The organism is Amycolatopsis silviterrae, assembly GCF_042684085.1.
GTDB lineage: Bacteria > Actinomycetota > Actinomycetes > Mycobacteriales > Pseudonocardiaceae > Amycolatopsis > Amycolatopsis silviterrae.
Map to the genome: position 1 here is coordinate 26,159 of NZ_JBHUKS010000013.1, position 22,434 is coordinate 48,592.

Below are 22,434 nucleotides of genomic sequence, written 5' to 3' on the forward strand. Positions count from 1 at the left end.
TGCCGCCTCCGCTATTTCAGCTCCGAGGCGCGAACATTTTCCCGCTCCCCGGACTCGGGCGAGGCACGGCACCCACCTCTCCCGTCCCAGCAACCGGAGCACAACTTTTCAAGTCCGTGAGGGGAACCCTGAGGGAATCTGATTCCCTCAGGGTTCCCCTCACGGACCTAGACCGCCGCCGATGCGCCCCAATGTGGCATTCGGTGCATCCCACGCACCCAATGTGGCATTGGTTGCATCTGACGCACCCAATGCCACATTGGGGCGCAAGCCCCACCCCCACCAAGACCGCCGCCGAGGCACCCGCCCCAACGAGGCACCCAGCCCCACCTCCGCACCCCGATACGAAGCCGCCCTGCGGTTCGGGGGTGCTTGTCAAGGCATCTTTCCCGCCTTGACAAGCACCCCCGAACCGTCAGCACACTCGGGCTTCGGGGTGCCCACCGCCAATCACCACAGCAATGTCGCCGCCAGGCGACGAGCCGCCCACACCCCTCACACCGTATCCAGCACCACCTCAAACGCCACCTCAGCCGCCCCCAGCAGCTTCACATCCGCCCCCAGCGCCGAACTCACGATCCGAGTCCCCCCAACCGCCCGGGACACCAAACTCCGACCCCGGACCTCCTCGGCAACCGACCGGATCACCGACTCCGGCAAAACAGTCAGCAAATCCCCCAGCACCACCAGCTCCGGCCCCAGCAGATTGACCACGTTGACCAGCCCCAACGTGAGCCACTCCGCATACTCCCCCAACCGCTCAGCAGCCGAGACCGCATCGGCCCCCAGCTCACGCAGCTCAACGAGAATCGCCCCGCGCGGCGTGTCCTCCGGCAGCCCCAGCGCCCGGCACAGCGCCGCCTCGCCGATCTCGGTCTCCCAGCACCCCCGGCTGCCGCAGTAGCAACCCCGCCCACCAGGCCGGATCGCCATATGCCCGATCTCGCCGACGTACCCCGCGCCGCCCCGCAGCGACGACCCCTGCGAAATCACCCCGCCGCCCACGCCGACGTCCGCGGACACGTACACCGAATCCGACGACCCCCGAGCCACCCCGCGCAGGTGCTCGGCGACCGCCCCCAGCTCGGCGTCGTTGGCCACCAGCACCGGAATCCGCAGCACCGCCGACAACCGGTCCCCGAGCGCCACATCGGTCCACCGCAGGTTGGGTGCCTCGTGCACGAGCCCGTCCGCCCGCCGCACCACCCCGGGCACCGACACCCCGACCGCCACCGGCTCCACGCCGAGGTCCCCGGCCAGCACGCGCGTCGACTCGATCACGTGCGTGATGACCTCGTCCGCGGTCCGCGTACGGGCGTGCAGGTTCCAGCTGTTGCGCCCGAGGATCTGCCCGCCGAGCCCGACCAGCGCGATCGCCACGTGCTCGACCTGCAGGTCGACCGCGAGCACGACCGCGGCGTGCGGCTGCGGCAGGACCAGGAGCGAGGGGCGGCCCGCCCCTCGCCCCGGCCGCGGCACTTTCTCCTCGACGACCCCGGCTTCGGCGAGGCCGTCGACGAGGGTTTTGATGGTGCTCCGGTTGAGCCCCAGTTCGGTGGCCAGCGCGGCCCGCGTACTGGGCCCGCCGACGTGCAACAGGCGCAACAGCGTCGTGCGGTTGTGCCGGCGCACCTCGTCCGGGCGGGCGACGGGCGGGCTGCTCACCGGGTCATCTTCCCATCAGCCCTCAGCGAGCCGACGCCTCAGCCCGCCGTCGCGACAGCGCGTCGACGGTCGCGGCCAGCAAAAGCACCAGTCCGGTGACGATGTTGACCACCGCGGGCTTCTGCTGCAGCAGGCCGAGCCCGTTGTTCACGATCGCCAGCACCGCACCGCCGATGACCGCGTCCATGATCCGGCCCTTGCCGCCGAACAGCGACGTGCCGCCGATCACCGCCGCGCCGACCGCGAACAGCAGCGTGTTCAGGCCGCCCGCCTGGCCGTTGACCGCGCCGACCTTCGACGAGTACACGATCGCGCCGATCGCCGCGAACGACGAGCTGATCACGAACACACTGGTGCGCAGCTTCGGCACGTTGATGCCGGCGCGCCGCGCGGCCTCCTTGTTGCCGCCCACCGCGTACAGGTGCCGGCCGTATTTGGTGCGGTTGAGCACGTAGGTGCCCGCGACCAGCAGCACCAGCACGATCGGCACCACGTACGGGACCCCGTCGATCACGACGAGGTCGTTCGACGCCCGGTTGACCGTGAGCAGATACGTCGCGATCGCCGAAACCACCGCGACGGCGCCGACCTTGGCCAGCACGATCGGCGTCGGCTGCACCACCAGCCCGCGCCGCAGCCGCGAGAAATGCTGGCCCAGCGCGAGCAGCGCGTACCCGCCCGCCGCGACGACGAACAGGATCCAGCTGCCCGCCACCGAAAGGTTGCCGTTGGCGACCGCGTTGAGCGTGTCGCTCGTGCTGATCGGCAGCGTGCCGCCCTCGCCGATGAACTGCAGGATCACGCCCTGCCACACGATGAACAGCGCCAGCGTGACGACGAACGAGGGCATGCCGATCTTCGACACCAGGAACCCGGTGATGCAGCCGATCGCGGTGCCGGTGCAGATCGCGATGAGCATTTCGACCCAGGCGTTCACCGGGGCGCCGACGAGGATCACCGCGATGCCGACGAGCGAAATCGCCGCCCCGGCCCAGATCCGCTGCAGCAGCGCCAGCACCACCGCGAGCAGGAGCACCGCGATGAACGTGATGAAGACGCCGGTCCCCATGGAACCCAGCAGGTTTCCGTTGCGGACGTAGTGCAGCGCCATCAGCGACGCGCAGACGCCGGACGCGGTGCCCGCGGACAGGTCGATCTCGCCGAGCAGCAGCACGAACACGATGCCCATCGCGATGATGGTCTGGCCCGCGCCCTGCGCCAGCAGGTTGGCCATGTTGCGCAGGGTGAAGAAGTCGCCGGACAGCGCGCTGAACAGGATCGCCAGCACGATCACGCCGAGCACGGCCGGGATCGAGCCGAGCTGGCCGTCCTTCATCCGCGCGAAGTAGTCCTTGATCGCCTCGCCGGTGGACATCGAGGTGGTGTCGATGCCGAAGTCGGTGATCGCCCCGGCGGGCGCCTCCTGGTTCTCCGGCTTCGCGGAAGTTTCGGTCATGGCGGGTTCTTTCTCGCTACTCACTGCACGACGGCTTCGGGGCGGGCAAGGCCGAGGTCGCCGGAGCGGCCCGCGGTGATGAGTTCGACGACCTGGCTGTGCGTCACGTCCTTGGTCTGGACCTCCGCGACCAGCCGGCCGAGGTAGAGCACGTCGACCCGGTCGGCGACCTCGAAGACGTCGGCCATGTTGTGGCTGATCAGCACGACGCCGAGGCCCTGTTCGGCGAGCCTGCGGACGAGGTCGAGCACCTGCCGGGTCTGCGCGACGCCGAGCGCCGCGGTCGGCTCGTCGAGGATGACGACTTTGCTGTTCCACAGCACGGATTTCGCGATCGCGACGGTCTGCCGCTGCCCGCCGGAAAGCGCGGAAACGAGCGTGCGGACCGATTTCACCGTGCGCACGCCCAGCGACGCCAGCGTCTCGCGCGCGGCCTTCTCCATGCTGGCCTCGTCGAGCAGCCAGCTGCTGCCGCGCTCGCGGCCGAGGAACATGTTCTGCACGATGTCGAGGTTGTCGGCGAGGGCGAGGTCCTGGTACACGACCTCGATGCCTAGCTCGGCGGCGTCCTTGGGCCCGCGGATGTGCGCGTCCGCGCCGTTGAACCGCACCGATCCGGTGTCGTACGGGTGAATGCCCGCGATGCATTTGACCAAAGTGGACTTGCCGGCCCCGTTGTCGCCGACGAGCGCGGTCACTTCGCCCGCCCGCACGGAGAAGTCCACGTCGTGCAGGACGTGGACCGGGCCGAAGCTCTTGTTCAGGCCGGTGATGTCGAGAATGGGCTCGCTCATGGGATTCGCTTGTCTCTCGCGTGGATGCCGGGCCGGAACGCGTGTCGGGGGAACGCGTCCCGGCCCGGCTGCTCTTGGCGGGGCGTTGCTGATCCGGCCAAAAGCAGGCCGTCCCCGAAGCGGCAGGCAGCCGTTGCGGCGAAGGCGGCAGGCCGTGGCTGTGGCCGGATCAGCAACTTTCGGCACAGTCGGCGTCAGGAGATGCCGTTTTCGGTGCACTTGGCGGCGAGGTCGCCGGTGCAGATGTCGGACGCCTTGACGTAGCCCTGCTGGACGACGGTCTTGATGTCCTTGATCGTGATCAGCTTCGGCTCCAGCAGCACCGACTTCAGGTCGCGGTTGTTCTTCGGGTCGTGCAGCTTGCCGGTGGCGATCGCGTCCGCGGCGGCCGTGTCGTTCTTGGCCAGCGCGGCGGCCAGCTTCGCGGTGTTCTCGGCCTCTTCCTTGATCGGCTTGAAGATCGTCAGCGTCTGGTCGCCGCGCAGGATCGCCTGCAGGCCGGCCGACGTCGCGTCCTGGCCGGTGACCGGGACCTTGCCGTTGAGCCCGTTCTTCTTCAGCACGGTGATCACCGCGCCTGCCAGCTCGTCGTTCGCCGCGACGACGCCGTCGACCTTGCCGTTGACCCGGGTGAAGATCTGCTCGAAGGTGGTGCCGCCGACCTGGGCGTCCCAGTTGTCGATGGCCTGCTTCTGCACGAGGTTCAGCGCCTTGGAGTCGTACAGCGGCTTGAGGACCTTGTCGTGGCCTCCCGCGAAGAGCGTCGCGTTGTTGTCCGTCGGCGCGCCCTCGATCTGGACGACGTTGGCCCCCGGCTTGCTCTTCAGCGCGTCGGCGAGGCCCTGCGCCTGGATCTCGCCGACCTTCTCGTTGTCGAACGAGACGTAGTAGCCGGCCGAACCGCCGAGGCTCGGGCGGTCGTAGTCGATGACCGGGATGCCCGCGTTCTTGGCCTTGGCCTCGATCGCCGCGCCGACCGCCGGGTCGGACGGGGCGATGATCAGCACCTTCACGCCCTGGGCGATGAAGCCGTCGGCGAGGGTGGAGAACTTCTGGTTGTCGCCCTGGGCGTTCTCGATGTCGGCGCTGAAGCCCTGCGCGGAGAGCGCGGCCTGCAGCATCGGCTTGTCGAAGGCTTCCCAGCGGGCCGAAGTCGCGGTCTCCGGCAGGATCACGCCGACCTTGCCGCTGGCGCCGCCGCCGGCCGGGGCCGAGGCGGACTTGCTGTCCCCCGAGCCGCCGGAGCCCGCGCTGTTGGCGCCGCACGCCGAAAGCGCCAGGCCGGCGCTCACCGTCGCGGCGAGGAGGGTAAGGGTTCTGCTGCGCATCCTCGTTCCTTCTCCGATCATGCTCGCGGGGTGATCGGAGAAGGTCCCCGGTGCACCGTCGCAGATATGTTGTGGCCGACAACATATGCCGCGAGACGGCTTCGCGGAAGATGGCGGGATCGAGTAACCGACACCAAATGGACACAGTTCGGCAACACGGCCCTCATCCGCGGCACGCACTGACGGAGTGATCCGTGCCACGCACCGAGCGTAACGAGAAGTTGTCCGGTCTTGTCCGGTCCGGCGGGCAGAGGTGCCCGTTCAGGCGCCCGGATCGAACCGGACGAACCGTTCTACCAGGCGAAAGAACCCGTTCCGGGCGCACGGACAGAGCGTGCGCCCGGCGGCGCTACCAGGAGCGCAGGGTGACAATCCGTTCTTCCAGCTGTTCCACCGTCGCCATCGCGGTGGGCGGCCCGCCGCACTGGCGGCGCAGCTCGTTGTGGATCGCGCCGTGCGGCTTCTTCGTGCGGTGGTGGTACACGCCGACCAGCGCGTTGAGTTCCTTGCGCAGCGCGCCGAGCCGTTCGCTCACCGACTGCGACCGGACCGGCGGCGCGGCCGGTTCCTCGTCCTTCGGCTTGCGCCGCTTCTCGTCGGAGATCTGCTCTTCCTGCCGCTTGCGCAGCAGCGCGCGGACCTGGTCCGGCTCCAGCAGCCCGGGAAGGCCGAGGTACTCCTGCTCCTCGTCGGAGCCGGAGAAGACCGCGGTGCCGAACGAGTTGCCGTCGTAGATGACCTGGTCCAGCTCGGCCGAGGCGTGCAGCGAGGTGAACGCCTTCTCCTCCTCGCCCGGCTCGTCCTCGGTGCGGTTGGCCTGGGCGAGCAGCTCGTCGTCCCAGCCTTCCTTCTCCCGGTGCGGTTTGCCGAGCACGTGGTCGCGCTGCGCCTCCAGCTCGCTGGCCAGCTCCAGCAGCACCGGCACGCTCGGCAGGAAGATGCTCGCCGTCTCGCCCTTTTTCCGGGCCCGCACGTAGCGGCCGATGGCCTGCGCGAAGAACAGCGGGGTGGACGCACTGGTCGCGTACACGCCGACGGCCAGCCGCGGCACGTCGACGCCTTCGGACACCATCCGGACCGCGACGATCCAGCGTTCCTTGGTCTCGGAGAACTCCTTGATCCGCCCGGACGCCTTCGGGTCGTCGGACAGCACCAGCGTCGGCGTCTCGCCGCAGATCCGTTCCAGGATCTTGGCGTAGGCGCGCGCGGTGTCCTGGTCGGTGGCGATCACCAGGCCGCCCGCGTCCGGGATGCCCTGGCGCACCTGGCTGAGCCGGGTGTCGGCGGCCTGCAGCACCGCCGGGATCCACTCGCCCGCCGGGTCGAGCGCGGTGCGCCAGGCGCGCGCGTTCTGCTCCGCGGTGAGCGGCTCGCCCAGCCGGGCGGTGAACTCCTCGCCCGCGCTGGTGCGCCACGACGCCTCGCCGGAGTACGCGAGGAAGACGACCGGCCGGACCACGCCGTCGGCGAGGGCGTCGGAGTAGCCGTAGGAGTGGTCGGCCTTGCTGCGCTGGAACCCGCCCGCGTCCGGTTCGTAGGTGACGAACGGGATCGGCGAGTCGTCGCTGCGGAACGGGGTCCCGGTGAGCGCGAGGCGGCGCACCGCGGGCGTGAACGCCTCGCTGGTCGCGTCGCCCCAGGACTTCGCGTCGCCCGCGTGGTGGATCTCGTCGAGGATCACCAGGGTCTTGCGGTTCTCCGTGCGCACCCGGTGCAGCGTGGGGTGCGCGGCGACCTGCGCGTAGGTGACCGCGACGCCGCGGTAGTCCGACGACGTGACGCCGGTGGTGTTGCGGAAGTTCGAGTCGATCGGGATGCCCGCCGCCGCGGCCGCGGACGCCCACTGGTGCTTCAGGTGCTCGGTCGGCGTGACGATGGTGACCGCCTCGACGGTGCGGTCGGAAAGCAGTTCGGCGGCGATCCGGAGGCCGAAGACGGTCTTGCCCGCGCCCGGCGTCGCGACCGCGAGGAAGTCCTTCGGCCGGCTCGACAGGTACTTCGTGAGCGCTCGGCGCTGCCAGGCGCGCAGCGGGCGCGCGGTGGAGTCCTTCTCCGCGGGCGGCGCCCCGAGGACCGGCTGGGTCGTCTCGGACAAAACTCGGTTCACCCCCTCCTCGGACCGCTCGGCGCGGCCGTGACGTGCGAAAACCCCCACTGTGGCACCGGCTTCGCCGCCGGGCGCCGCGATGAGGGCACGTCGGCCAGCTTACCTTCCGCGTCCCCTGGCGCCCGCCACCGCCACGGGGGGTGTTCCCCGACACGCCCCCTCTCGGCGGGGGTGACGAGCCAAAACCGCGCGCATGGACCATGCTGGGACACACCATGGGCGAGGTGACACCGGACGCCGGCGAGGCAGCGTCGGACGGCGAGGCAGTGCCGAAGAAGAGCGTGCCGGAGAAGACCGTGCGCAGGGGACCGTGGCGGCTGCTCACCCGCACCCTCGCGAAAGCGTGGGACGGCAACATCTTCTCCGAGGCCGCCGAGGCGGCGTTCTGGCAGACGCTGTCGCTCCCGCCGCTGCTGCTCGGGCTGCTCGGCAGCGTCGGCTTCATCGGCGAGTGGTTCGGCCAGAACGTGGTCACCGCGGTGCACGACCGGATCATCACCTTCAGCCACACCGTCTTCAGCGCCAACGCCGTGCAGGAGATCATCGAGCCGACGGTGAACAGCATCCTCACCGTGGGCAAGGGCGAGATCGTGTCCGTGGGCTTCGTCATCTCGCTGTGGGCGGGTTCGTCGGCGATGTCGTCGTTCGTCGACGCGATCACCGTCGCGCACGACCAGTACGGCGTCCGCAACGAGGTGTGGCAGCGGATTTTCGCGCTGCTGCTGTACCTCGGCGCGCTGATCGGGCTCGTCGTCGGGCTGCCGCTGCTGGCGATCGGGCCGGATCTGCTGCCGGAGTTCTTCCCGGTCGACTGGCGCCCGACCGTCTCGTCCTGGGTCGGCACGCTCTACTACCCGGTGCTGGGCGTGATGATCGCGCTCGCGCTGACGACGCTGTACAAGCTCGCGCTGCCGCGCCGGCTGCCCTGGCACCGCGGGCTGCCGGGCGCGATGCTGGCCGGCGTCGTGTTCCTGGTGTCGAGCATCGGGCTGCGGATCTACCTGAACTGGATCACCAAGACCGGCTACACCTACGGCGCGCTGGCCGCGCCGATCGCGTTCCTGCTGCTGATGTTCTTCATCGGGCTCGCGGTGGTCGGCGGCGCGTACTTCAACAGCGCGATCCAGGAGCTGTGGCCCGCCAAGGCGACCCGGCGGCAGCGGCGCAAGTGGCGGCGGCTGGAGATGGAACGCGCGAACGAGCGGATGCGAGCCGAGGAGGGCCGCCGGCTGTGGGACCGCACGACGCTGCCGTTGCGCCGGCCGAAACGGCATCCGGACCACGCCGAAGAGAACCACGACGAGCCGAACGGCACCGAGGTCAACCACACCGAATCGCAGACCGTGCAGCTCGCGCGGCCGGAGCGGGACGGCGAGCGGGCCGGTTCCGAGCCGTCTCCCGGCCCGGAGCCGCGCCAGCGCCGCCCGCAGCAGGGCTGAACCTCAGCCCTGCCGGAACCGCCACGTCTTGCTGTCGAAGGCGATGCAGACGCTCGGCGACATCACGACCACGCGCAGGGTGCCGCCGTCGCGTTCGTCGTAGTCGATGCCCTCGACCTCGAAGTTGCCGCCGCAGCCGCTTTCCAGCGGGAGCTGGCCGAGCGAGGTGACGTGCCCGGAGACGTCAGAACCGGAGACCGGCCCGGAGAGGTCGACCTGCAGCAGGGGTTTGGTGGTGCCGAAGAGGCTGCCGTCCGGGTCGTCCGACGAGCACATCAGCCGGGTCGCGGACACGAAATCGCAGCCCTGGACGTCGCGCACCTGGTGGTCGAGCCGGATCGCCGAAGCGTACGGCAGGTTCTGGCCGGGGTCGGTGGCCGCGGCGCCGGGCATCGGGTAGACGAGCAGGCGGTCCATCGTGCCCCACTCGCCGGACACCATCCAGCGCGCGTCGGGCGACACCGCGGCGAAGGAATTGTTGTTGGCCTCCCACGATTCCAGCGCGTGCTGGTAGTCGGCGCGGGAGCCGTCGGGACCTTCGACGCGGAAGAGCTTCGCGCCGCGGTCGTCGCGCTGGTAGGGCTCGACGTACCAGCCCTTCGCGGACCCGGGGTCGCCGATGTGGTTCCAGCCCTTGGAGGCGAGGCCCGGGTCGACCGTGCCGATGCCGGTGTAGCGGATGCTGGTGCCGGAGGAGCGCTCGACGGTGGCGAGGCCCTGGCTCTCGTCGAGCGGACGGGCCCGGTCGGAGCCGACCGTGGTCCAGCCGGTCACCGCGTCCGCGGCGCCCGCCGCGACGGCGCTGAAGGCGGACATCAGGACGACGAGGGAAAGCACGATCCCGGTAGCGCGCATGCGGGGACACTCCTGCGGGGAGGCGACTGGCCGGACTGCAGGTCTACCAGTTCCTCCCCGGCCGCACAGCCACCGAGTGAAGGATTTTCACCTTTGTTCCCGCGCACCGGGACGCGCGGGAAGCGAGGTCAGTCGTCGCCGCCGGGACGGAGGCCTTCGTAGATCTTCTTGCACTTGGGGCACACCGGGGACCCGGGCTTGGGCGACTTCGTGACCGGGAAGACCTCGCCGCAGAGCGCCACGACGTGCGTGCCCATGACCGCGCTCTCGGCGATCTTGTTCTTGCGCACGTAGTGGAACATCTTCGGGGTGTCGTCGTCGGTCGACTCGGTGCTGTCGGTCTCCGGCTTGGTCAGCGTTTCGGTGCTCACCCCACCATCATGCCTCAGCGCCGCGCCCGCGGTCATGCCCGGCTACGCTCTCCTGACCTGCCAAGGGACCCCTCAGGAGCGCGGATGCCGCCCGACCCCGGACACCGCTGGCACAGCTCGCTCGCCCGGCTCGGCGGCGACCACCACGCCGGCCGCGACGCCTGGGCCGACCTCGAAGAACGCTACGGCGAACCGCACCGCCGCTACCACGACCTCGCCCACGCGACCGCCGTCGCGCACGACGCCGAGCGCCTGGCCGTCGACCTGCCCGTCCACGAACGCGCCGTCGTCGTGCTCGCCGCCTGGGCGCACGACGTGGTCTACGACGCCGTACCCGGCTCGGATGAACAACGCAGCGCTGAATGGCTTCGCCGCTGGCTCACCCGCGCGGGGGTTGCCGCTCAGCACATCGATCAGGCCGAAGCGCTCGTACTCGCCACCGCCGCTCACGAAGCACCTGAAGGCGACTTCGCCGCAGCGGCACTCCTCGACGCAGACCTAGCCACCCTCGGCGCGACGCCCTCCGAGTACGCGGCGTACGTGGACAAAGTGCGCCAGGAGTACGCGCGCTACCCCGATGAAGCCTGGACGACCGGCCGCATCGCCGTGCTGGAAAGCCTCCTCAACCGTCCCGCGCTGTACCTCACCGAAAGCGCCCGCTCACGCTGGGAAGCCGCCGCGCGCCGAAACCTGCGGGCTGAGCTGACCCGATGCCGCAGCGCACGCGGCGATCACAGATGATGTCCGTTCGTGACCACCCAGACCACTCCCCTGTTCGTCCACGAGGAAGTCGCCTCGGCGCTGCGCGACGGTCACCCCGTCGTCGCACTGGAGAGCACGATCCTTTCGCACGGCCTTCCCTACGGCCGCAACCTCGACGTCGGCCGGCGGGTCGAGCAGACCGTGCGGGATGGCGGCGCCGTGCCGGCCACCATCGCGGTGCTGGACGGGCGGCCGGTCATCGGCCTCTCCCCCGCCGAACTGGAACGCGTCTGCGCGCCGGACGCCGGCCTCGACAAGCTGTCCCTGCGCGACCTCGGCCCCGCCGTCGGCCTCGGCCGCTCCGGCGCCACCACCGTCGCCGGCACCTCGGCGCTCGCCGCGGCAGCCGGAATCGGCGTCTTCGCCACCGGCGGCCTCGGCGGCGTGCACCTGGGCGCGGCGCAGAGCTGGGACGTCTCCGCGGACCTCGGCGTCCTCGCGAAGGTGCCGACCGTCGTCGTCTGCTCCGGCGTGAAGTCGGTCCTGGACATCGCCGCCACCCTGGAGGTCCTGGAAACGAACTCGGTCCCGGTCCTCGGCTACCGCACCGACGACTTCCCCGCCTTCTACCTCCGCTCGTCCGGCCACCCGGTCGGCTGGCGCGTGGAGGACGCGAACCAAGCCGCCGCGGTCGTCTCCGCCCACCGGGAGTACGCCGATTCCGGCGTCCTGCTGGCAAACCCGATCCCCGAAGAGTCCGAAATGGACCGTTCCCTGCACGACCGGCTCCTGCGAGAAGGCCTGGCAAAACTGGCCGACGCCGACGTACACGGCGCGGACGTCACCCCGGTACTGCTGGAGCACTTCCACACCGCCAGCAACGGCGTAAGCATCGACGCGAACGAGGCATTGGTGCTGTCCAACGCCAAACTCGCGACCGAGGTCGCGGTGGCCCTGTCATGACCGGCATCGTGGTAGTCGGCGACGCAGGCCTGGACGTCGTCGCCCGACACGACCAACCCCTCCCCCACGGCGGCGACGCCCGAGCAGCCATCCGCTTCACCGGAGGCGGCGCGGGCGCGAACACCGCACTGTGGCTGCGTTCCCTAGGCGCGGACACCACCCTGATCGCCCGCATCGGCAACGACTCCGGCGGCCGCCTGATCCGCGCGGAATTGGAGGAGGCCGGCGTCCGCTGCGCCTTCGCAACCGACCCCGAAGCCCCCACGTGCTGCGTGGTCGTCCTGGTAGACGGCGAAGGCCAACGCAGCATGCTCGCCGACCGCGGCGCGAACAAACGCTTCGCCCCCGAGGACGTAGCTCCGGAAGCCTTGACCGGCTCGACCCACCTGCACCTGTCCGGCTACGTCCTGCTCGACCCGTCCTCGCGCCCCGCAGGCCTGGCCGCCCTAGCCGCCGCGAAAGAGGCGGGCCTGACCACCTCCGTAGACCCGCAAGCAGCCGCCCACATCCACGACCCCGCAGCCTTCCTGAACGACGTGCGCGGGACCGACCTGCTGATGCCGAACACCGAAGAACTAGTAGCCCTGACCGGCTCCTCCGACCCAGCCTCAGCGACGGAACTGCTGGACACCGTCGGCGCAGTAGTAGTCACCGCAGGCCTAGCCGGAGCAAGCTGGATCGACGCAACGGGCGTCGCCTCAGTCCCCGCAGTAGAAACGACCTGCGTCGACTCAACCGGTGCCGGCGACGCCTTCGACGCAGGCATCCTCACGACCTGGCTGGCCGGAGAGTCCACAGTAGACGCCCTACGCGCAGGCACCCGCCTAGGCGCACTGGCAGTAAGCCGCATCGGCCCCCAGCCCTAACCACTCGCCGTCCGTGAGGGCCACCTTCACAGCCCCTGATTCCCTCAGAGGGCGTTGTGAAACATAGCCGGACATGTCAGTGGAGTCGAACGTCCCGAAACGCGTCTCCGGCGAATCCGAGTGCAGCAGCCGATCCGGGCCGATCGGCGGTTCCTCGTCGTCGTCCAGCTCCAGCCCGGCGGCCCAGCACTGCCGGTGCGCACCGTGCTCGCCGGTCGTCATCAGGAGGAACGTCTGATAGTTCAGCCGGCCCTGAATTTCGAGGACCGGAGCGACCACGCCGGGACTGTCGGCGTCCAGGTCGTCCTCATCAAGGAACCGCACCACCGGGCAGATGCCGAGTCCGTGTTCCGCGTGGTCGAGGCAGGACGGCCCACGGCCGGCTCGTCCTCGTACAGGGTGTAAACCGCCTGGTCGTCGAACAGCCGGTAGACCTGGCGCGGCCCGTCTGGCGTCCAGGAGGTCTTGCGGTGCAAGGCGTAGATCGGCCACGGGTCGGCGTCATCGGCACAGACGGCCGTCATGTTGCGCGGCGACACACCCCGGATGACCGGAGCCGTATCGCCGGGCAGGACGGTGACGTAGGACCAGCCGTACTTCAGCGTCGCCCGGTGCACCTCAGCCTGGCGGCGGGCCAAGCCGTTCTCATTCCAGTGCGACCAGCCCAACGACTCGTCCGCCTGGTCGTCGCCAAGCGCCCGGGAACCGTCCACGAAGAGGTTCTGCGCGAGCAACTGCATAAGCAGGCGGCACCAGTTCGTCCGCGACCGGTCCAGCAGCCAGCGGTACGCCCGCCGGGCCGAGCGGGGCGCGAACGGCAGATCGTGATCACCCTGGACGTAGCGGTGAATCCGGTTGTTGCGGGCCCGATCGGGCCAGACAGCTTCGATGCGAGCGGCTACTTCGGAGGACTGGGCAGGGCGCAAGAGTGCAGGCCACCCCCTTATGAATGATAAGTCCAGTTAAGTTCATTAATTCTGGACAGGGTAAGGAAATGGAAATCAAACGAATTGGGTCACGCCGGCTGAATTGCGTAGAATTACACAGCCACTGGTTAACATCTTGGCCGATATCGACAAGATGCCGCACGGGATCGGATCACTTATGCCAGTCGCTGAATCACTATTTCTTAATACTGCAAATGCTGGAGTCTCCAAGGATTCGCTTCTTGCGACAGCAAGGAATTATGAGCGACATGACCAGGTTTTCCAATCGATCAAATCTCTTCAGTTCTCCGACTTGAATACGGTTGACGTGATCGACCCTGCAGTCATGCTGCGCCACATGGATGCACTGACGAGAACACTGGACGAGATCATGGGCCTATTTCAGAAAACCGAAGGAATGAAAGGTTTAGCGTTCGAGATGCTCCGGTCAGCATACAGTCTGGGCGTGTCCGATTCGCTTCTAGAATCATTGCTTGCCGAAATAGACTTTAAGCATCACGAAGACAACTTGCGATCGATAGATTTTTCAAATCTTAAGCTATCGGCATAGCACGCGGTCGGCTGGCGGCAGGCGCTGAGCGCGTGCTGGGGTGAGCCGCAGCCCCTTCAACGGGCCAGGAGCTGCGGCCCGAGAGGTCAGGTGCGTAGCCCGGTTTCGATGGTGTGCAGCATCCGGGTGAGGTCGTCGGTTCCGGCGGGGCTGATAGTGAGCCAGCCGTTGGTGACTGCCGCGGTGAACCGGCCTTGTTCGGTGTCGATCCAGTAGGGCGGGTGTTCGTTGCGGATTCGTTCGGTGCCGCGGCGGATCGCGACGTACAACCGTCCTACGTGGATTCGGGGAGCCTGCATCCACTCGACGGCGCGACGCGCGTCGCGGGCGCTGTTGGTGCGGGTCGGCGGTGGATTTCCGGCGAGAACCGCGCTGTAGTCGGCTTCCGAACAGGACAGCGAATGCAGGTTCGGCACCGGCGGCGTGCCCGGCAGCGCTGCGGCTAGATCACGGGCAGCTGATTCCGCGGAGCTGGGGAAAAGGGTGATCGTGTCGTGGTCGGCGATGGCGAGGATCGCGTCACGTCCGACGGCCGCGGCCTGCAAGGTCAGGTCGCGGCCGTTGATCCGGGCCCAGCAGTAGCGGTCGACGGAAGGCCGTTGCAGGAGCCCGATGACGTCGGCGAAGTCGCGGGCCGGCCAGCCGGTGGCGGCCAGCTCGGCGTCCGCGTTCGCGTCATGGCGGGCCTGTTCGTCCTCTGGGTACCACTTTTCCCCGCCGATCAGGGTCGGGTGCGGGTCGGTGCGGTCGAGACGGCGGAGGAGATTCTGGTAACCGGCGCGGGAAAACCGCACAGGAGCTCGAAGCAAGGTCAGGCTCCGATGGTCGGCGGAGTCGGGCGCATACCGTCCGGGTAGCCGCCGAACAGCTCGTCGACGTCCTCGTCGAGATAGGTCACCTTCCGCTGGTGCTCCTCGTCCTCATCGCCCTTGCCCTTCCCTGCCCCGGCACCCATGCCGCCCATGCCCGGCGACCCCTTGGAGCCAGGCCCACCAGCAGCGCCGCCAGGGCGCGCGGCGCTCTGGCCGCCCGCCGGAGTTCCCGTGCCGGTCCCCGCGCCTGCGCCAAGCTGCTGCCCGCTGCCGCCGGTTCCGATGCGCGCACCGGAACTGCCCCCGCTGCCGGTCCGTCCGCCAAAGCCGCTCTCCCCGCTGTTGCCCGGGGTGCCGTACCCGCCAGCCGGGAGACCGAAGCCGCCGCCGACCACCGAATCCGTTCCGCTGCTGTTCGGCCCGAACGTCGGCAGCCGCCCGGACCCGAATCCAGGCGCGTCGCTGACCGGCGCTTTCGGCGCGTAGCCAGCCGCAGTGGTGGAATCCGGTGCCGTGGCGTGCTGCGCCGGGGGATTCCCGCTGCCGGGAGGATGGGAGACGCCGCTGCCGGGCGGTGGCGCTGAGCTGCTAATCGGGCCGGGTCCGCCGGTGCTGGGCGAATACCCGCCGTTGTGGAAGCCTGCGCTGTGCCCGCCACTGCCGCCAGTCCCGCCAGTCCCGCCGGTGCCTCCGGGAGAACCGGAGGTCCCACCGTCGCCCGGAGCGGAGCCGACCGCAACCCCGGCCGGAGCGGCATTCAGAACCGGATAATCCTTGGCCGACGAATTGCGGTTACCGTCAGTGGCGGCGACGTAAGACCCGTAGGCTTCTTTGTTGTTCTTGTCCGCGTCATCCCACCGCGCAGCCGCTTTTTCCGAATCGCTCGCGCCGAACGGGCTGTAGCTCGCCAGATCGTTGGTGTCCGGACGGCCAGCGTCCATCGGGGTGAGTTTGTTCAGCGTGCCGTGGAAGCCGCCGTTCTGCGCGGTCAGAGACTGCGCGCTGCGGCCCAAGTCCTCCGACGCCTGCTGCGAGGTCTGCAGCAGCGGAGTCAACCCCGCCTGCGCCTTGCCTGCGGCGTCGCCCTCCCAGGAGGCGTCCATCTTCCCTTGCAACCTCGCCATCCGCGTCACCAGCTGTTCGTGCGCGGACTTGAGCGCGTCGGCCGCCTGCTGGCCAGCGTCCAGAGAGGCCGTGTTGCCGCCGTAGCGGTGCATCCGGGCGTAAACGTCCGCACCGGTGTAGCCGTCAGGCATCAGCGGCCCCCCTTCTGAAGATATTGGACGACATAGCCAGCGACCTTCTTGCCGACCTCGCAGCTGTCGGCAAAGGGATTCTTGAGACCGTCGAGACTGACATCGATGACGTAGCCGAGGTCGTCACGGAGGCCGACAACCATTGTGCAGAGTCCAGCGGGAGAGTTGCTCGCTGGGTCGTAAATAACACCCGGGTAGTTATTTACGGTGAAAGGTTCGAATTTAGTGACTCCGCCGGACTGCTTCTTGCTGTAGATTCCGCTGATTCCTCCGTGGCCAGGGTCTTTAGTCGCAAGGGTGCCCCCCACGGACGAAGCTGGCGAGGTGGCGAATTCCCAGTTGCAAGACGGCCCCGTGTAGTCATCAGGCTTAGGATCATTGTTCTTGAATGGTGCGCCGAGGCTTGCGACTTGGTCTGGACTCATGGCGGCGCATGGATTCTTCTCCAGCGGCGAGGCATCCAGCGGCGCAGGCACCGGCGGTGCACCGAATCGAGGACCGGTCGAGGTGGACGGTGGAGCAGTTGCGGGAGCGGCTTTCCCAGATTCGGTGGAGCAACTGCTGAGCAGAACGGCGGCTGCGGCGAGGCCGAGCAAGGCGGCGTGGCGGCTAGGCATGGCGGGGGCGGAAACCTTTCAGGTGGTCGGTGGCCTGGTGCTCTTGCTTCTGGTAAGTATCCAGAGCCTGCTGGAAGGCGTCTCGCTGCCGCTCAAGCTCTGCGACCACGCTGTTGAGGTAGTTGTTATAGGAAGTGCCTGCCGCATTCGCATCCTGGACATAGGCGATGCTGGCCACTTCGTCACCCATCGGAGTGAACGCGGTGAGTGTGCGGGCATGCCGACGAGGTTCCACACGAATCCAGTCGAGGATATCGCCGAGTTCCACGACGATCTCCTTGAGCAACTCCGGGGTCAGTCGGTAACCGCCGCCGCCACTGGACATGCCCTCGTTGGCCTTCACCTGCGCGTCGGCGGCTTCCTTCGCCACCTGCTCCGGTGTTTTGTCCCGCACGTACTTGTATCCCGGCACCAAGGGGCCCTGCATGTCTGCAGGCAGGTGCCTGACGCGCTCGACGCCGTCATCAGCCATGAAAGCCTCCCCAGCCTTCTCACCGAACGACACGGACGGTATCCCGGGTGCATGCAATTGGTGACAGCTTCACCGAAGCTTGTGATCAACATTGGAAAGGGAGGTTGGCCAGCAGCTCAGGTGAAGACTCGGAGCCGACCGGTGCGCCGCTTGTTCCTTTTCGCCCATTCGGGTGAGGTCAGCAGTAGGCGCCGGACGTGCCGGGCACCGATCAGGCACACAGCAAGGTCGATCTTGTGCGGCGAGTCCCGCGCTTCCTTCCGGATGAGCACGCCGTACCGGGTCGGCAGGCGGCGGGCGTTGAGCACGTGCCGGGTGAGCCGCGAGTCTCCGTCGTGGGTCAGGGCCTTCTGCTTGATCTCGGCCAGGGTGCGTTCCACGGCCGGGACGAATTCCGGAACTTTGGCGCGCATGTCGAACGCGACGGCCGAGCGGCTGCGCCCGGTGGTCGCGTCGACCAGGAGCCGGTCCCCGAACTCGAACGCACAGGAATCCACGTAGGACTCGAACTCGCGGACGTCGGCGAAGAACCCGACCACGTCGAACCGGTCGAACGCGGTGCGCACCGCCAGGTCGGCGGCCGCCCGCTCGACTTCCCAGCCGGCACCGGCGGGGCCCTCGGGCTTCTCCTGGCAGTGCAGGACGGCGGCGTGCCCGTCGGACATGCGCACGGCTACCAGGCCGGTGGCGTCGTCGTTCTTGCTGCCGTCAAAGAACATGACCACCGAGTCGCCGTCGAGCAGCGGGAGCCGCTCGGGGTCGTGGCAGGCTGTCCATTCCGGCGCGGTGGTCCACGCGGTGGCGGCCGAGGAGCGCTGGTTGAAGAAGTACCGGCGGGACTCCTCCGGCGCTTTCGTCAGGTCCCAGAACTCGTTCTCGACAATGCCGGGCAGGTCCATCCAGTCCGCGGCCGGGCCGTAGACCTCCCGCAGGGCCGCCACCATCGCGTCCCGGTCGGTCAGCTCGACGTCGGCCGGGGCTTCGCGGTGGTCCCACAGCAGCCGGGCCGAGCGGGTACGGCCCTCCCGGATCGCTTTTGCCTGCCGGTCGAGCGCTTCCAGGATCGAGTCTTCCCCGGCCTGGTACATCGTGGACGTCAGCAGCCCCCACGGCTGCGCGGCCTTGCGCTTGCGGAGGTTCCGGTCCACCGTCTTGAACATCCGCCGCAGCTCGGGCGTGATGTACAGGTGCGGCTCATCGAAAATCGCAAGCGATTCCTTGCCGCCGTCCTTCGCCGAGGAACTGGCGGTGGACGGGACGATTTCCCCGCCGCCGGGCAGCAGGACCCGGGTCAGCCCGGCGGCGTCCTTGGGCAGATCTTCGCCGAGCGGGCCTTCGGTGAGATTGAAGTGGATGACGTCGTAGGTGTTGCCGGTCTGGCTCTCTTCCGTTGCCAGGCAACGGATGTAGGGATAGGTGAGGAGCTGGCCCATGGGTTCGCCGGGCGCGTAGGTGTAGGTGAAGTCCCGCCACCGGTAGGTCTCCCCGCCCGTGGCCCATCCGCAGAACCGGCACGGGCCGAACGCCTCGAACAGCCCGACGAATCCGGCGATTTCCGACTTGGCGCGGCCTTTCGCCCGCGAGAGCACGGCCCGGCTGTACTGGCGGCGGCCGTGGCCGTCGAGCGCGTAGGCGTCGACCAGGAACCCGGCGAACTCGTCGTCCAGGTCGGCGTCGTCGCCCTGGACGACGCCGGGGCCGTGCACGGTGAAGTGCTCGACCCACGCCGAGGCCAGCCAGCCGAGGGAGCGTGCGCGGTCGTGGCCGGGGGCGTAGACCAGCTCACGTGTCACCGGACAGCCTCCGGCGGCGGTCGTCGAGCCGGGTCACTGCCGCAGCGTCCGGGGTCGGCGGGGCGTCGGTGTCTCCGCCGGGAGTGGTGTAGCGGATGCGCAGCTTCAGCCGGTCCTCATGGGTCAGTCCGAGTTTCGCCGCGCGCAGCCGCAGCTCGGCGGCGCGGTTGGCTTCCCCGCGCCAGAAGGCGTCGACCAGCACCGCGGTTTCCATCGCGAAGCGCCAGTCGGTGTCGGTCCAGAGGCGGCAGTGCGGCATGTGCCGGACGGCGTCCCACCACGCGAGGGTTTCCGGGTGCCACTTCTTGCGGCCGTTGCGCGGCAGTTCCGGCGAGTCGCCGTCGAACGGGACCGCCTCGACGGTGGTCCAGTCGTAAGCCTTGGGGTTGCGGTTGCGCGGGTTGGCCGAGGGCGGGCGTCCGGTGATTGCCAACGGTCACCCCCCTCGGTTCAGGCGGCAGCCGGGTACGGCTTCGCCAGCGGGGCGACCTGGCGGCGCATTGCGCGGTCGAGCGGGTACAGGTAGCGGTGCTTCACTGCGGCTTCGGCGACCCGGCGCACGTGCGGGTCCACGGTGCGTCGCACGAACTCCTCGGCGGTTTCGCCCGCCGGCCTGTGGACCGCCAGGTGGCGCAGCGTCCGGCCGTGCACCAGCTGCCCGCGAACGATGTAGGAGACGTTCGCGGCGCTGATGGTGCCGGTGTAGATCCAGTTTCCGACCTGGTAGATCCCGCCGCGGTGGCCTTGGGCGGTGTCGGCGTAGGACACGATCAGCCGCAGGCCGGGGCACGCGGCGCGGAGCTGGCGCAGGCTGGCTGCGACCATCTGAGTCACCGGGTGTTCGTGCGGGCGTAGCGCGACGCGCAGCAGCTCGACGCACTCGGTCTGGTCCAGGCCGTAGGGGTGGCCGAGCGCGGCCGTGGCAGAGCGGCCGAACATGACGACCCCGGAGAACTCGCCGTGTTCCCAGACCCCGAAAGGAGCGATCTTGCTGCGCGGCATCTTCTGCGAGTAGTGCCAGCGCAGCACGGCGTACTGGGCCGCGTGCCACGAGCACGGCGCGACCAGCAGCGGAACGGCCGGGTCAGCGTGCGGTCCGCCCAGCGGGGGCAGCTCCGCGGCACCGGCGGGCAAGCGTGCGGGCAGAGAGCTGGTCGAGGCGGGGAACGCTGGTGAGCGGGCGGAAGTCGGGTTCGGGGGCATCCTTGGTCCGGGGACGGGGTGAGGTGGCGGTCAGGAAGCGTCACCTCCTGGATCAGCGGCGAACGAGCAGGCACGAGCTGCGGAACCTGCTTGCAGCGGCAGATGAACGAGTCTGGTTGTGAGCGGCCGCCTTGCCCGCTGGACAACTGAGCGTCACCTGTGCATATACAGCGGGCAAGATGCCGCGATTGGGTGATTGGCGGATTATCCGGAAGGTCGAGCGAGCCGCTGACCTGCGATTTTTATGGGCAATGCGCGCTTTTATTACCCATTTCTCACTCTTGACATGGACAGCCAGCGGCGGAAGCATCTTTTTGCCTCTTCGAGCATGGACCTTGATCATTTAAGGAGAGGTAGGTCCGTGTCGGTGGGTGTGTGGCTCGCGGCTATCGCGTGCATCTTGGTCTTGGCGGGCCTCGGGCTCGTATTTGTTCTGCTTCTCAAGCTCGACGCCCGCATGTGCTTTCGCCAGATCAAAGTTGACGCTCGAGCGGGCCGGTGGTTCGGCCTGGCGATTCACGTTGAACGAGATCCGCACGGCGAAGCCGTGTCCCAACCGAGCGAACCGGGTGAACGCCACGCTCGCGAGGCAGCCATCATTCCGGCTCGTGATTCAGCGGGGAGACTGCCCTCGCCGTCACAGCAGGGTCCGTGAATGGAAGGACTTGATGCTGGCTGCGCGGAATCGCCGGAGTTTCGTACAGACCGCGAGGTGCTATGCCTAACCGGTGCGGCGTCCGGGGCGGCGAGGGGTCACCCCCAGGAGTGGCGGTGCGTGACGAACGTCGGCCGCTGCGCGTGGTCGAGCTGGTCACGGCGTCATCGTGAGCGGTCGTCTCGGGCTCGACCTCGGCCGGGCCGGTCGCCTCGGCGTGCGCGTCAGGCGCGGCGACGGCCAAGCCGGTGGACAGCAGCCACTCGGCGGCCGTCTGGTCGTGATCTATGACGGTGCGTGCGGGATGTCCGCCGTGTGAGCGAAGCAGCAGGATGCGCACGTCTCACCTCTCGATCAGTCCGGGGTGCGGATCAGCGGGACGACGCGCGGACGGGCGTCGGACGGCTGCGGCCCGGCCGCCTTCGCGCCCGCTCTTGGTGGCATGGCACGGTCCGCAGATCCCTTGCAGGTTCTCGTCGGAGTGGTCATCGCCGGGATTGATGTGGTCTACCTCGGTCGCGGGTGCCAGCTGGCATACCCGGCAGATCGGGTCGCGGCGCAGGACACGGGCACGTCTTCGCGGCCAGTCGGGGGGAAGCCGGGCGGCGCGGTCGCTGCCGAACCAAGCGGGCAGGGTTTCACCACCTCGTCAGCATCGGACGGACACCGCGCGCGTGCGGGAGGCGGATACGGGAGAGCCCCGGCTACCGAGGGGTAGCCGGGGCTCTCAACCGAAATTGTAGGGGACTGCCGTGCAAATACACCTGTCCAACATGATCAATCTAGCGTTCGGTCCTGGTCAGGCGCAAGCGGGTTCTGTTCGCGGGCGGCAGTGACGTGCCGTAGCGCGGTTCGATAGTTGATGCCGAGACGCTGAGCGATGTCCGGAGTGGACAGTGGTTCGCCGTTGTCGGTCTGTTCGTTCAGCAGCTCGGCCACACGCGCTGCCAGCTCGGTGCGGGGAACGCTTTCGGTGCTACCGGCAGGACGTCCGCCGCCGCGCTTCCGCTCAGGATCGGCCCGGCTGACGCGGTACGCCTCGACTGTGGCGCGATACCAGAACAGCACGCCGCCGAATTCCGCATCGGCAGGAGGAACCAGCGGGCGTTCCCCTTCGGCGCGGGCGCGTTGCCGTTCCATGCTTTCGTACCGCGTCCAGGTAGCGGTGCTCATGCCCGCCTCTTGCGCGGCCTCCGGCCGGTCGAGCAGATCACGGGGGTTGCCGAGCGCGGGCAGCTCAGGCACCGGCTCCCCGCGCGCGAACGCAGCTGCCTGCGCCTCGTCCCACAGCTTGCGGTGCGTCTTGCCCTGCGCCGGATTGACCGGTGCCGGATGCCCTGGCCGTTCCCACGGGGCGGGGTTGGCACGTTGCGCAGTGCGCAGGCTCATGCCGTGCAGAGCCGCGATGTCCTCTTGAGTGATCAGCGTGCGGCCCGCCGGTATCACAGTGCTCCCCCGTTCCGTCTCGACGCGTTCTCGTGCTGGTGGCGAGAATAGTCCGCTGCCCCGGTCCCTGTCCGGAACCCGGGTCTGGGCGGCCGAGGTCGCCGAGACCGGCTACACCGCGTTCGCCAACCCCACCG

The 22,434-nt window shown here is 68.7% G+C and carries 23 protein-coding genes and 1 pseudogene; 6 read left to right on the top strand and 18 right to left on the bottom strand.

The features are described from left to right. Nucleotides 1-495 precede the first annotated feature (495 nt). The 5 genes from ACFSVL_RS18965 to ACFSVL_RS18985 form a co-directional block, all read right to left on the bottom strand. Nucleotides 496-1,665, bottom strand: a complete 1,170-nt coding sequence (locus ACFSVL_RS18965; RefSeq protein ID WP_378305900.1) for an ROK family protein — start codon at nucleotides 1,663-1,665, stop codon at nucleotides 496-498. A gap of 22 nt (nucleotides 1,666-1,687) precedes the next feature. Continuing rightward, complete coding sequence (locus ACFSVL_RS18970) at nucleotides 1,688-3,121, bottom strand: sugar ABC transporter permease (protein WP_378305902.1); 1,434 nt, start codon at nucleotides 3,119-3,121, stop codon at nucleotides 1,688-1,690. A 20-nt stretch (nucleotides 3,122-3,141) separates the two neighbouring features. Continuing rightward, complete coding sequence (locus ACFSVL_RS18975; RefSeq protein WP_378305904.1) at nucleotides 3,142-3,915, bottom strand: ATP-binding cassette domain-containing protein; 774 nt, start codon at nucleotides 3,913-3,915, stop codon at nucleotides 3,142-3,144. 194 nt (nucleotides 3,916-4,109) lie between these two features. Beyond that, nucleotides 4,110-5,243, bottom strand: a complete 1,134-nt coding sequence (locus tag ACFSVL_RS18980) for a sugar ABC transporter substrate-binding protein (RefSeq protein ID WP_378305906.1) — start codon at nucleotides 5,241-5,243, stop codon at nucleotides 4,110-4,112. A gap of 349 nt (nucleotides 5,244-5,592) precedes the next feature. Beyond that, nucleotides 5,593-7,350 (bottom strand): DEAD/DEAH box helicase, encoded by a 1,758-nt coding sequence (locus ACFSVL_RS18985; RefSeq protein WP_378305908.1) that lies wholly within the window; start codon nucleotides 7,348-7,350, stop codon nucleotides 5,593-5,595. 215 nt (nucleotides 7,351-7,565) lie between these two features. On the opposite strand from ACFSVL_RS18985, the gene ACFSVL_RS18990 reads away from it, so the two are divergent. Then, complete coding sequence (locus ACFSVL_RS18990) at nucleotides 7,566-8,789, top strand: YihY/virulence factor BrkB family protein (protein ID WP_378305909.1); 1,224 nt, start codon at nucleotides 7,566-7,568, stop codon at nucleotides 8,787-8,789. A gap of 3 nt (nucleotides 8,790-8,792) precedes the next feature. Here ACFSVL_RS18990 and ACFSVL_RS18995 read toward each other — a convergent pair whose 3' ends face one another. After that, nucleotides 8,793-9,644, bottom strand: coding sequence for a hypothetical protein (locus tag ACFSVL_RS18995; protein WP_378305911.1), 852 nt, complete (start codon nucleotides 9,642-9,644; stop codon nucleotides 8,793-8,795). A 128-nt stretch (nucleotides 9,645-9,772) separates the two neighbouring features. Next, the gene (locus ACFSVL_RS19000; RefSeq protein ID WP_162834726.1) at nucleotides 9,773-10,015 is read right to left on the bottom strand and encodes a DUF3039 domain-containing protein; all 243 of its coding nucleotides are present in this window, start codon (nucleotides 10,013-10,015) and stop codon (nucleotides 9,773-9,775) included. Between the two features lie 84 nt (nucleotides 10,016-10,099). Here ACFSVL_RS19000 and ACFSVL_RS19005 point away from each other — a divergent pair, with 84 nt between their 5' ends. From ACFSVL_RS19005 to ACFSVL_RS19015, 3 genes are read left to right on the top strand one after another with little or no spacing between them, the layout of a single operon-like run. Beyond that, the gene (locus ACFSVL_RS19005) at nucleotides 10,100-10,756 is read left to right on the top strand and encodes an HD domain-containing protein (RefSeq protein ID WP_378305913.1); all 657 of its coding nucleotides are present in this window, start codon (nucleotides 10,100-10,102) and stop codon (nucleotides 10,754-10,756) included. A gap of 9 nt (nucleotides 10,757-10,765) precedes the next feature. Continuing rightward, entirely contained in the window at nucleotides 10,766-11,680 is a 915-nt protein-coding gene (locus ACFSVL_RS19010; protein ID WP_378305914.1) for a pseudouridine-5'-phosphate glycosidase, read from the top strand. Beyond that, nucleotides 11,677-12,546 carry a carbohydrate kinase family protein gene (locus ACFSVL_RS19015; RefSeq protein ID WP_378305916.1) on the top strand — a complete coding sequence of 290 codons (870 nt, stop codon included), beginning with the start codon at nucleotides 11,677-11,679 and terminating at the stop codon, nucleotides 12,544-12,546. Before ACFSVL_RS19010 ends, ACFSVL_RS19015 begins: the two co-directional genes overlap by 4 nt. On the opposite strand, the gene ACFSVL_RS19020 is transcribed toward ACFSVL_RS19015, so the two are convergent. Together ACFSVL_RS19020 and ACFSVL_RS19025 are read right to left on the bottom strand one after the other, a co-directional pair. Then, on the bottom strand, nucleotides 12,505-12,825 hold the full coding sequence (locus ACFSVL_RS19020; RefSeq protein ID WP_378305918.1) for a hypothetical protein: 321 nt from the start codon (nucleotides 12,823-12,825) through the stop codon (nucleotides 12,505-12,507). The genes ACFSVL_RS19015 and ACFSVL_RS19020 overlap by 42 nt on opposite strands. Beyond that, the gene (locus ACFSVL_RS19025; RefSeq protein ID WP_378305920.1) at nucleotides 12,789-13,472 is read right to left on the bottom strand and encodes a phage portal protein; all 684 of its coding nucleotides are present in this window, start codon (nucleotides 13,470-13,472) and stop codon (nucleotides 12,789-12,791) included. Before ACFSVL_RS19025 ends, ACFSVL_RS19020 begins: the two co-directional genes overlap by 37 nt. A 136-nt stretch (nucleotides 13,473-13,608) precedes the next feature. Here ACFSVL_RS19025 and ACFSVL_RS19030 point away from each other — a divergent pair, with 136 nt between their 5' ends. Then, nucleotides 13,609-14,043 (top strand): hypothetical protein, encoded by a 435-nt coding sequence (locus ACFSVL_RS19030; RefSeq protein WP_378305922.1) that lies wholly within the window; start codon nucleotides 13,609-13,611, stop codon nucleotides 14,041-14,043. A gap of 86 nt (nucleotides 14,044-14,129) precedes the next feature. Here ACFSVL_RS19030 and ACFSVL_RS19035 read toward each other — a convergent pair whose 3' ends face one another. The 7 genes from ACFSVL_RS19035 to ACFSVL_RS19065 form a co-directional block, all read right to left on the bottom strand. After that, nucleotides 14,130-14,852, bottom strand: a complete 723-nt coding sequence (locus ACFSVL_RS19035; RefSeq protein WP_378305923.1) for an ESX secretion-associated protein EspG — start codon at nucleotides 14,850-14,852, stop codon at nucleotides 14,130-14,132. Between the two features lie 2 nt (nucleotides 14,853-14,854). Next, entirely contained in the window at nucleotides 14,855-16,111 is a 1,257-nt protein-coding gene (locus ACFSVL_RS19040; protein WP_378305925.1) for a WXG100 family type VII secretion target, read from the bottom strand. Then, nucleotides 16,111-16,728 (bottom strand): DUF3558 domain-containing protein, encoded by a 618-nt coding sequence (locus tag ACFSVL_RS19045; protein WP_378305927.1) that lies wholly within the window; start codon nucleotides 16,726-16,728, stop codon nucleotides 16,111-16,113. Before ACFSVL_RS19045 ends, ACFSVL_RS19040 begins: the two co-directional genes overlap by 1 nt. Beyond that, nucleotides 16,721-17,200 carry a PE domain-containing protein gene (locus tag ACFSVL_RS19050; RefSeq protein WP_378305929.1) on the bottom strand — a complete coding sequence of 160 codons (480 nt, stop codon included), beginning with the start codon at nucleotides 17,198-17,200 and terminating at the stop codon, nucleotides 16,721-16,723. The genes ACFSVL_RS19045 and ACFSVL_RS19050 overlap by 8 nt, the downstream gene beginning before the upstream one ends. Before the next feature lie 116 nt (nucleotides 17,201-17,316). Then, nucleotides 17,317-18,993, bottom strand: coding sequence for a Terminase (locus ACFSVL_RS19055; RefSeq protein WP_378305931.1), 1,677 nt, complete (start codon nucleotides 18,991-18,993; stop codon nucleotides 17,317-17,319). Continuing rightward, the gene (locus tag ACFSVL_RS19060; RefSeq protein ID WP_378305933.1) at nucleotides 18,983-19,426 is read right to left on the bottom strand and encodes a phage terminase small subunit; all 444 of its coding nucleotides are present in this window, start codon (nucleotides 19,424-19,426) and stop codon (nucleotides 18,983-18,985) included. The genes ACFSVL_RS19055 and ACFSVL_RS19060 overlap by 11 nt, the downstream gene beginning before the upstream one ends. Before the next feature lie 17 nt (nucleotides 19,427-19,443). Continuing rightward, nucleotides 19,444-20,196, bottom strand: coding sequence for a Mom family adenine methylcarbamoylation protein (locus ACFSVL_RS19065; protein ID WP_378305935.1), 753 nt, complete (start codon nucleotides 20,194-20,196; stop codon nucleotides 19,444-19,446). Between the two features lie 824 nt (nucleotides 20,197-21,020). Between ACFSVL_RS19065 and ACFSVL_RS19070 the strand changes: the two genes are divergently transcribed. After that, a complete protein-coding gene (locus ACFSVL_RS19070; RefSeq protein ID WP_378305936.1) occupies nucleotides 21,021-21,170 on the top strand; it encodes a hypothetical protein in 150 nt (49 codons plus the stop codon). A gap of 165 nt (nucleotides 21,171-21,335) precedes the next feature. On the opposite strand, the pseudogene ACFSVL_RS19075 reads toward ACFSVL_RS19070, so the two are convergent. Together ACFSVL_RS19075 and ACFSVL_RS19080 are read right to left on the bottom strand one after the other, a co-directional pair. Further along, nucleotides 21,336-21,485: pseudogene (locus ACFSVL_RS19075) on the bottom strand (HNH endonuclease); the annotation flags it as partial. A 143-nt stretch (nucleotides 21,486-21,628) separates the two neighbouring features. Next, nucleotides 21,629-22,297, bottom strand: coding sequence for a hypothetical protein (locus tag ACFSVL_RS19080; RefSeq protein WP_378305938.1), 669 nt, complete (start codon nucleotides 22,295-22,297; stop codon nucleotides 21,629-21,631). Nucleotides 22,298-22,434 lie beyond the last annotated feature (137 nt).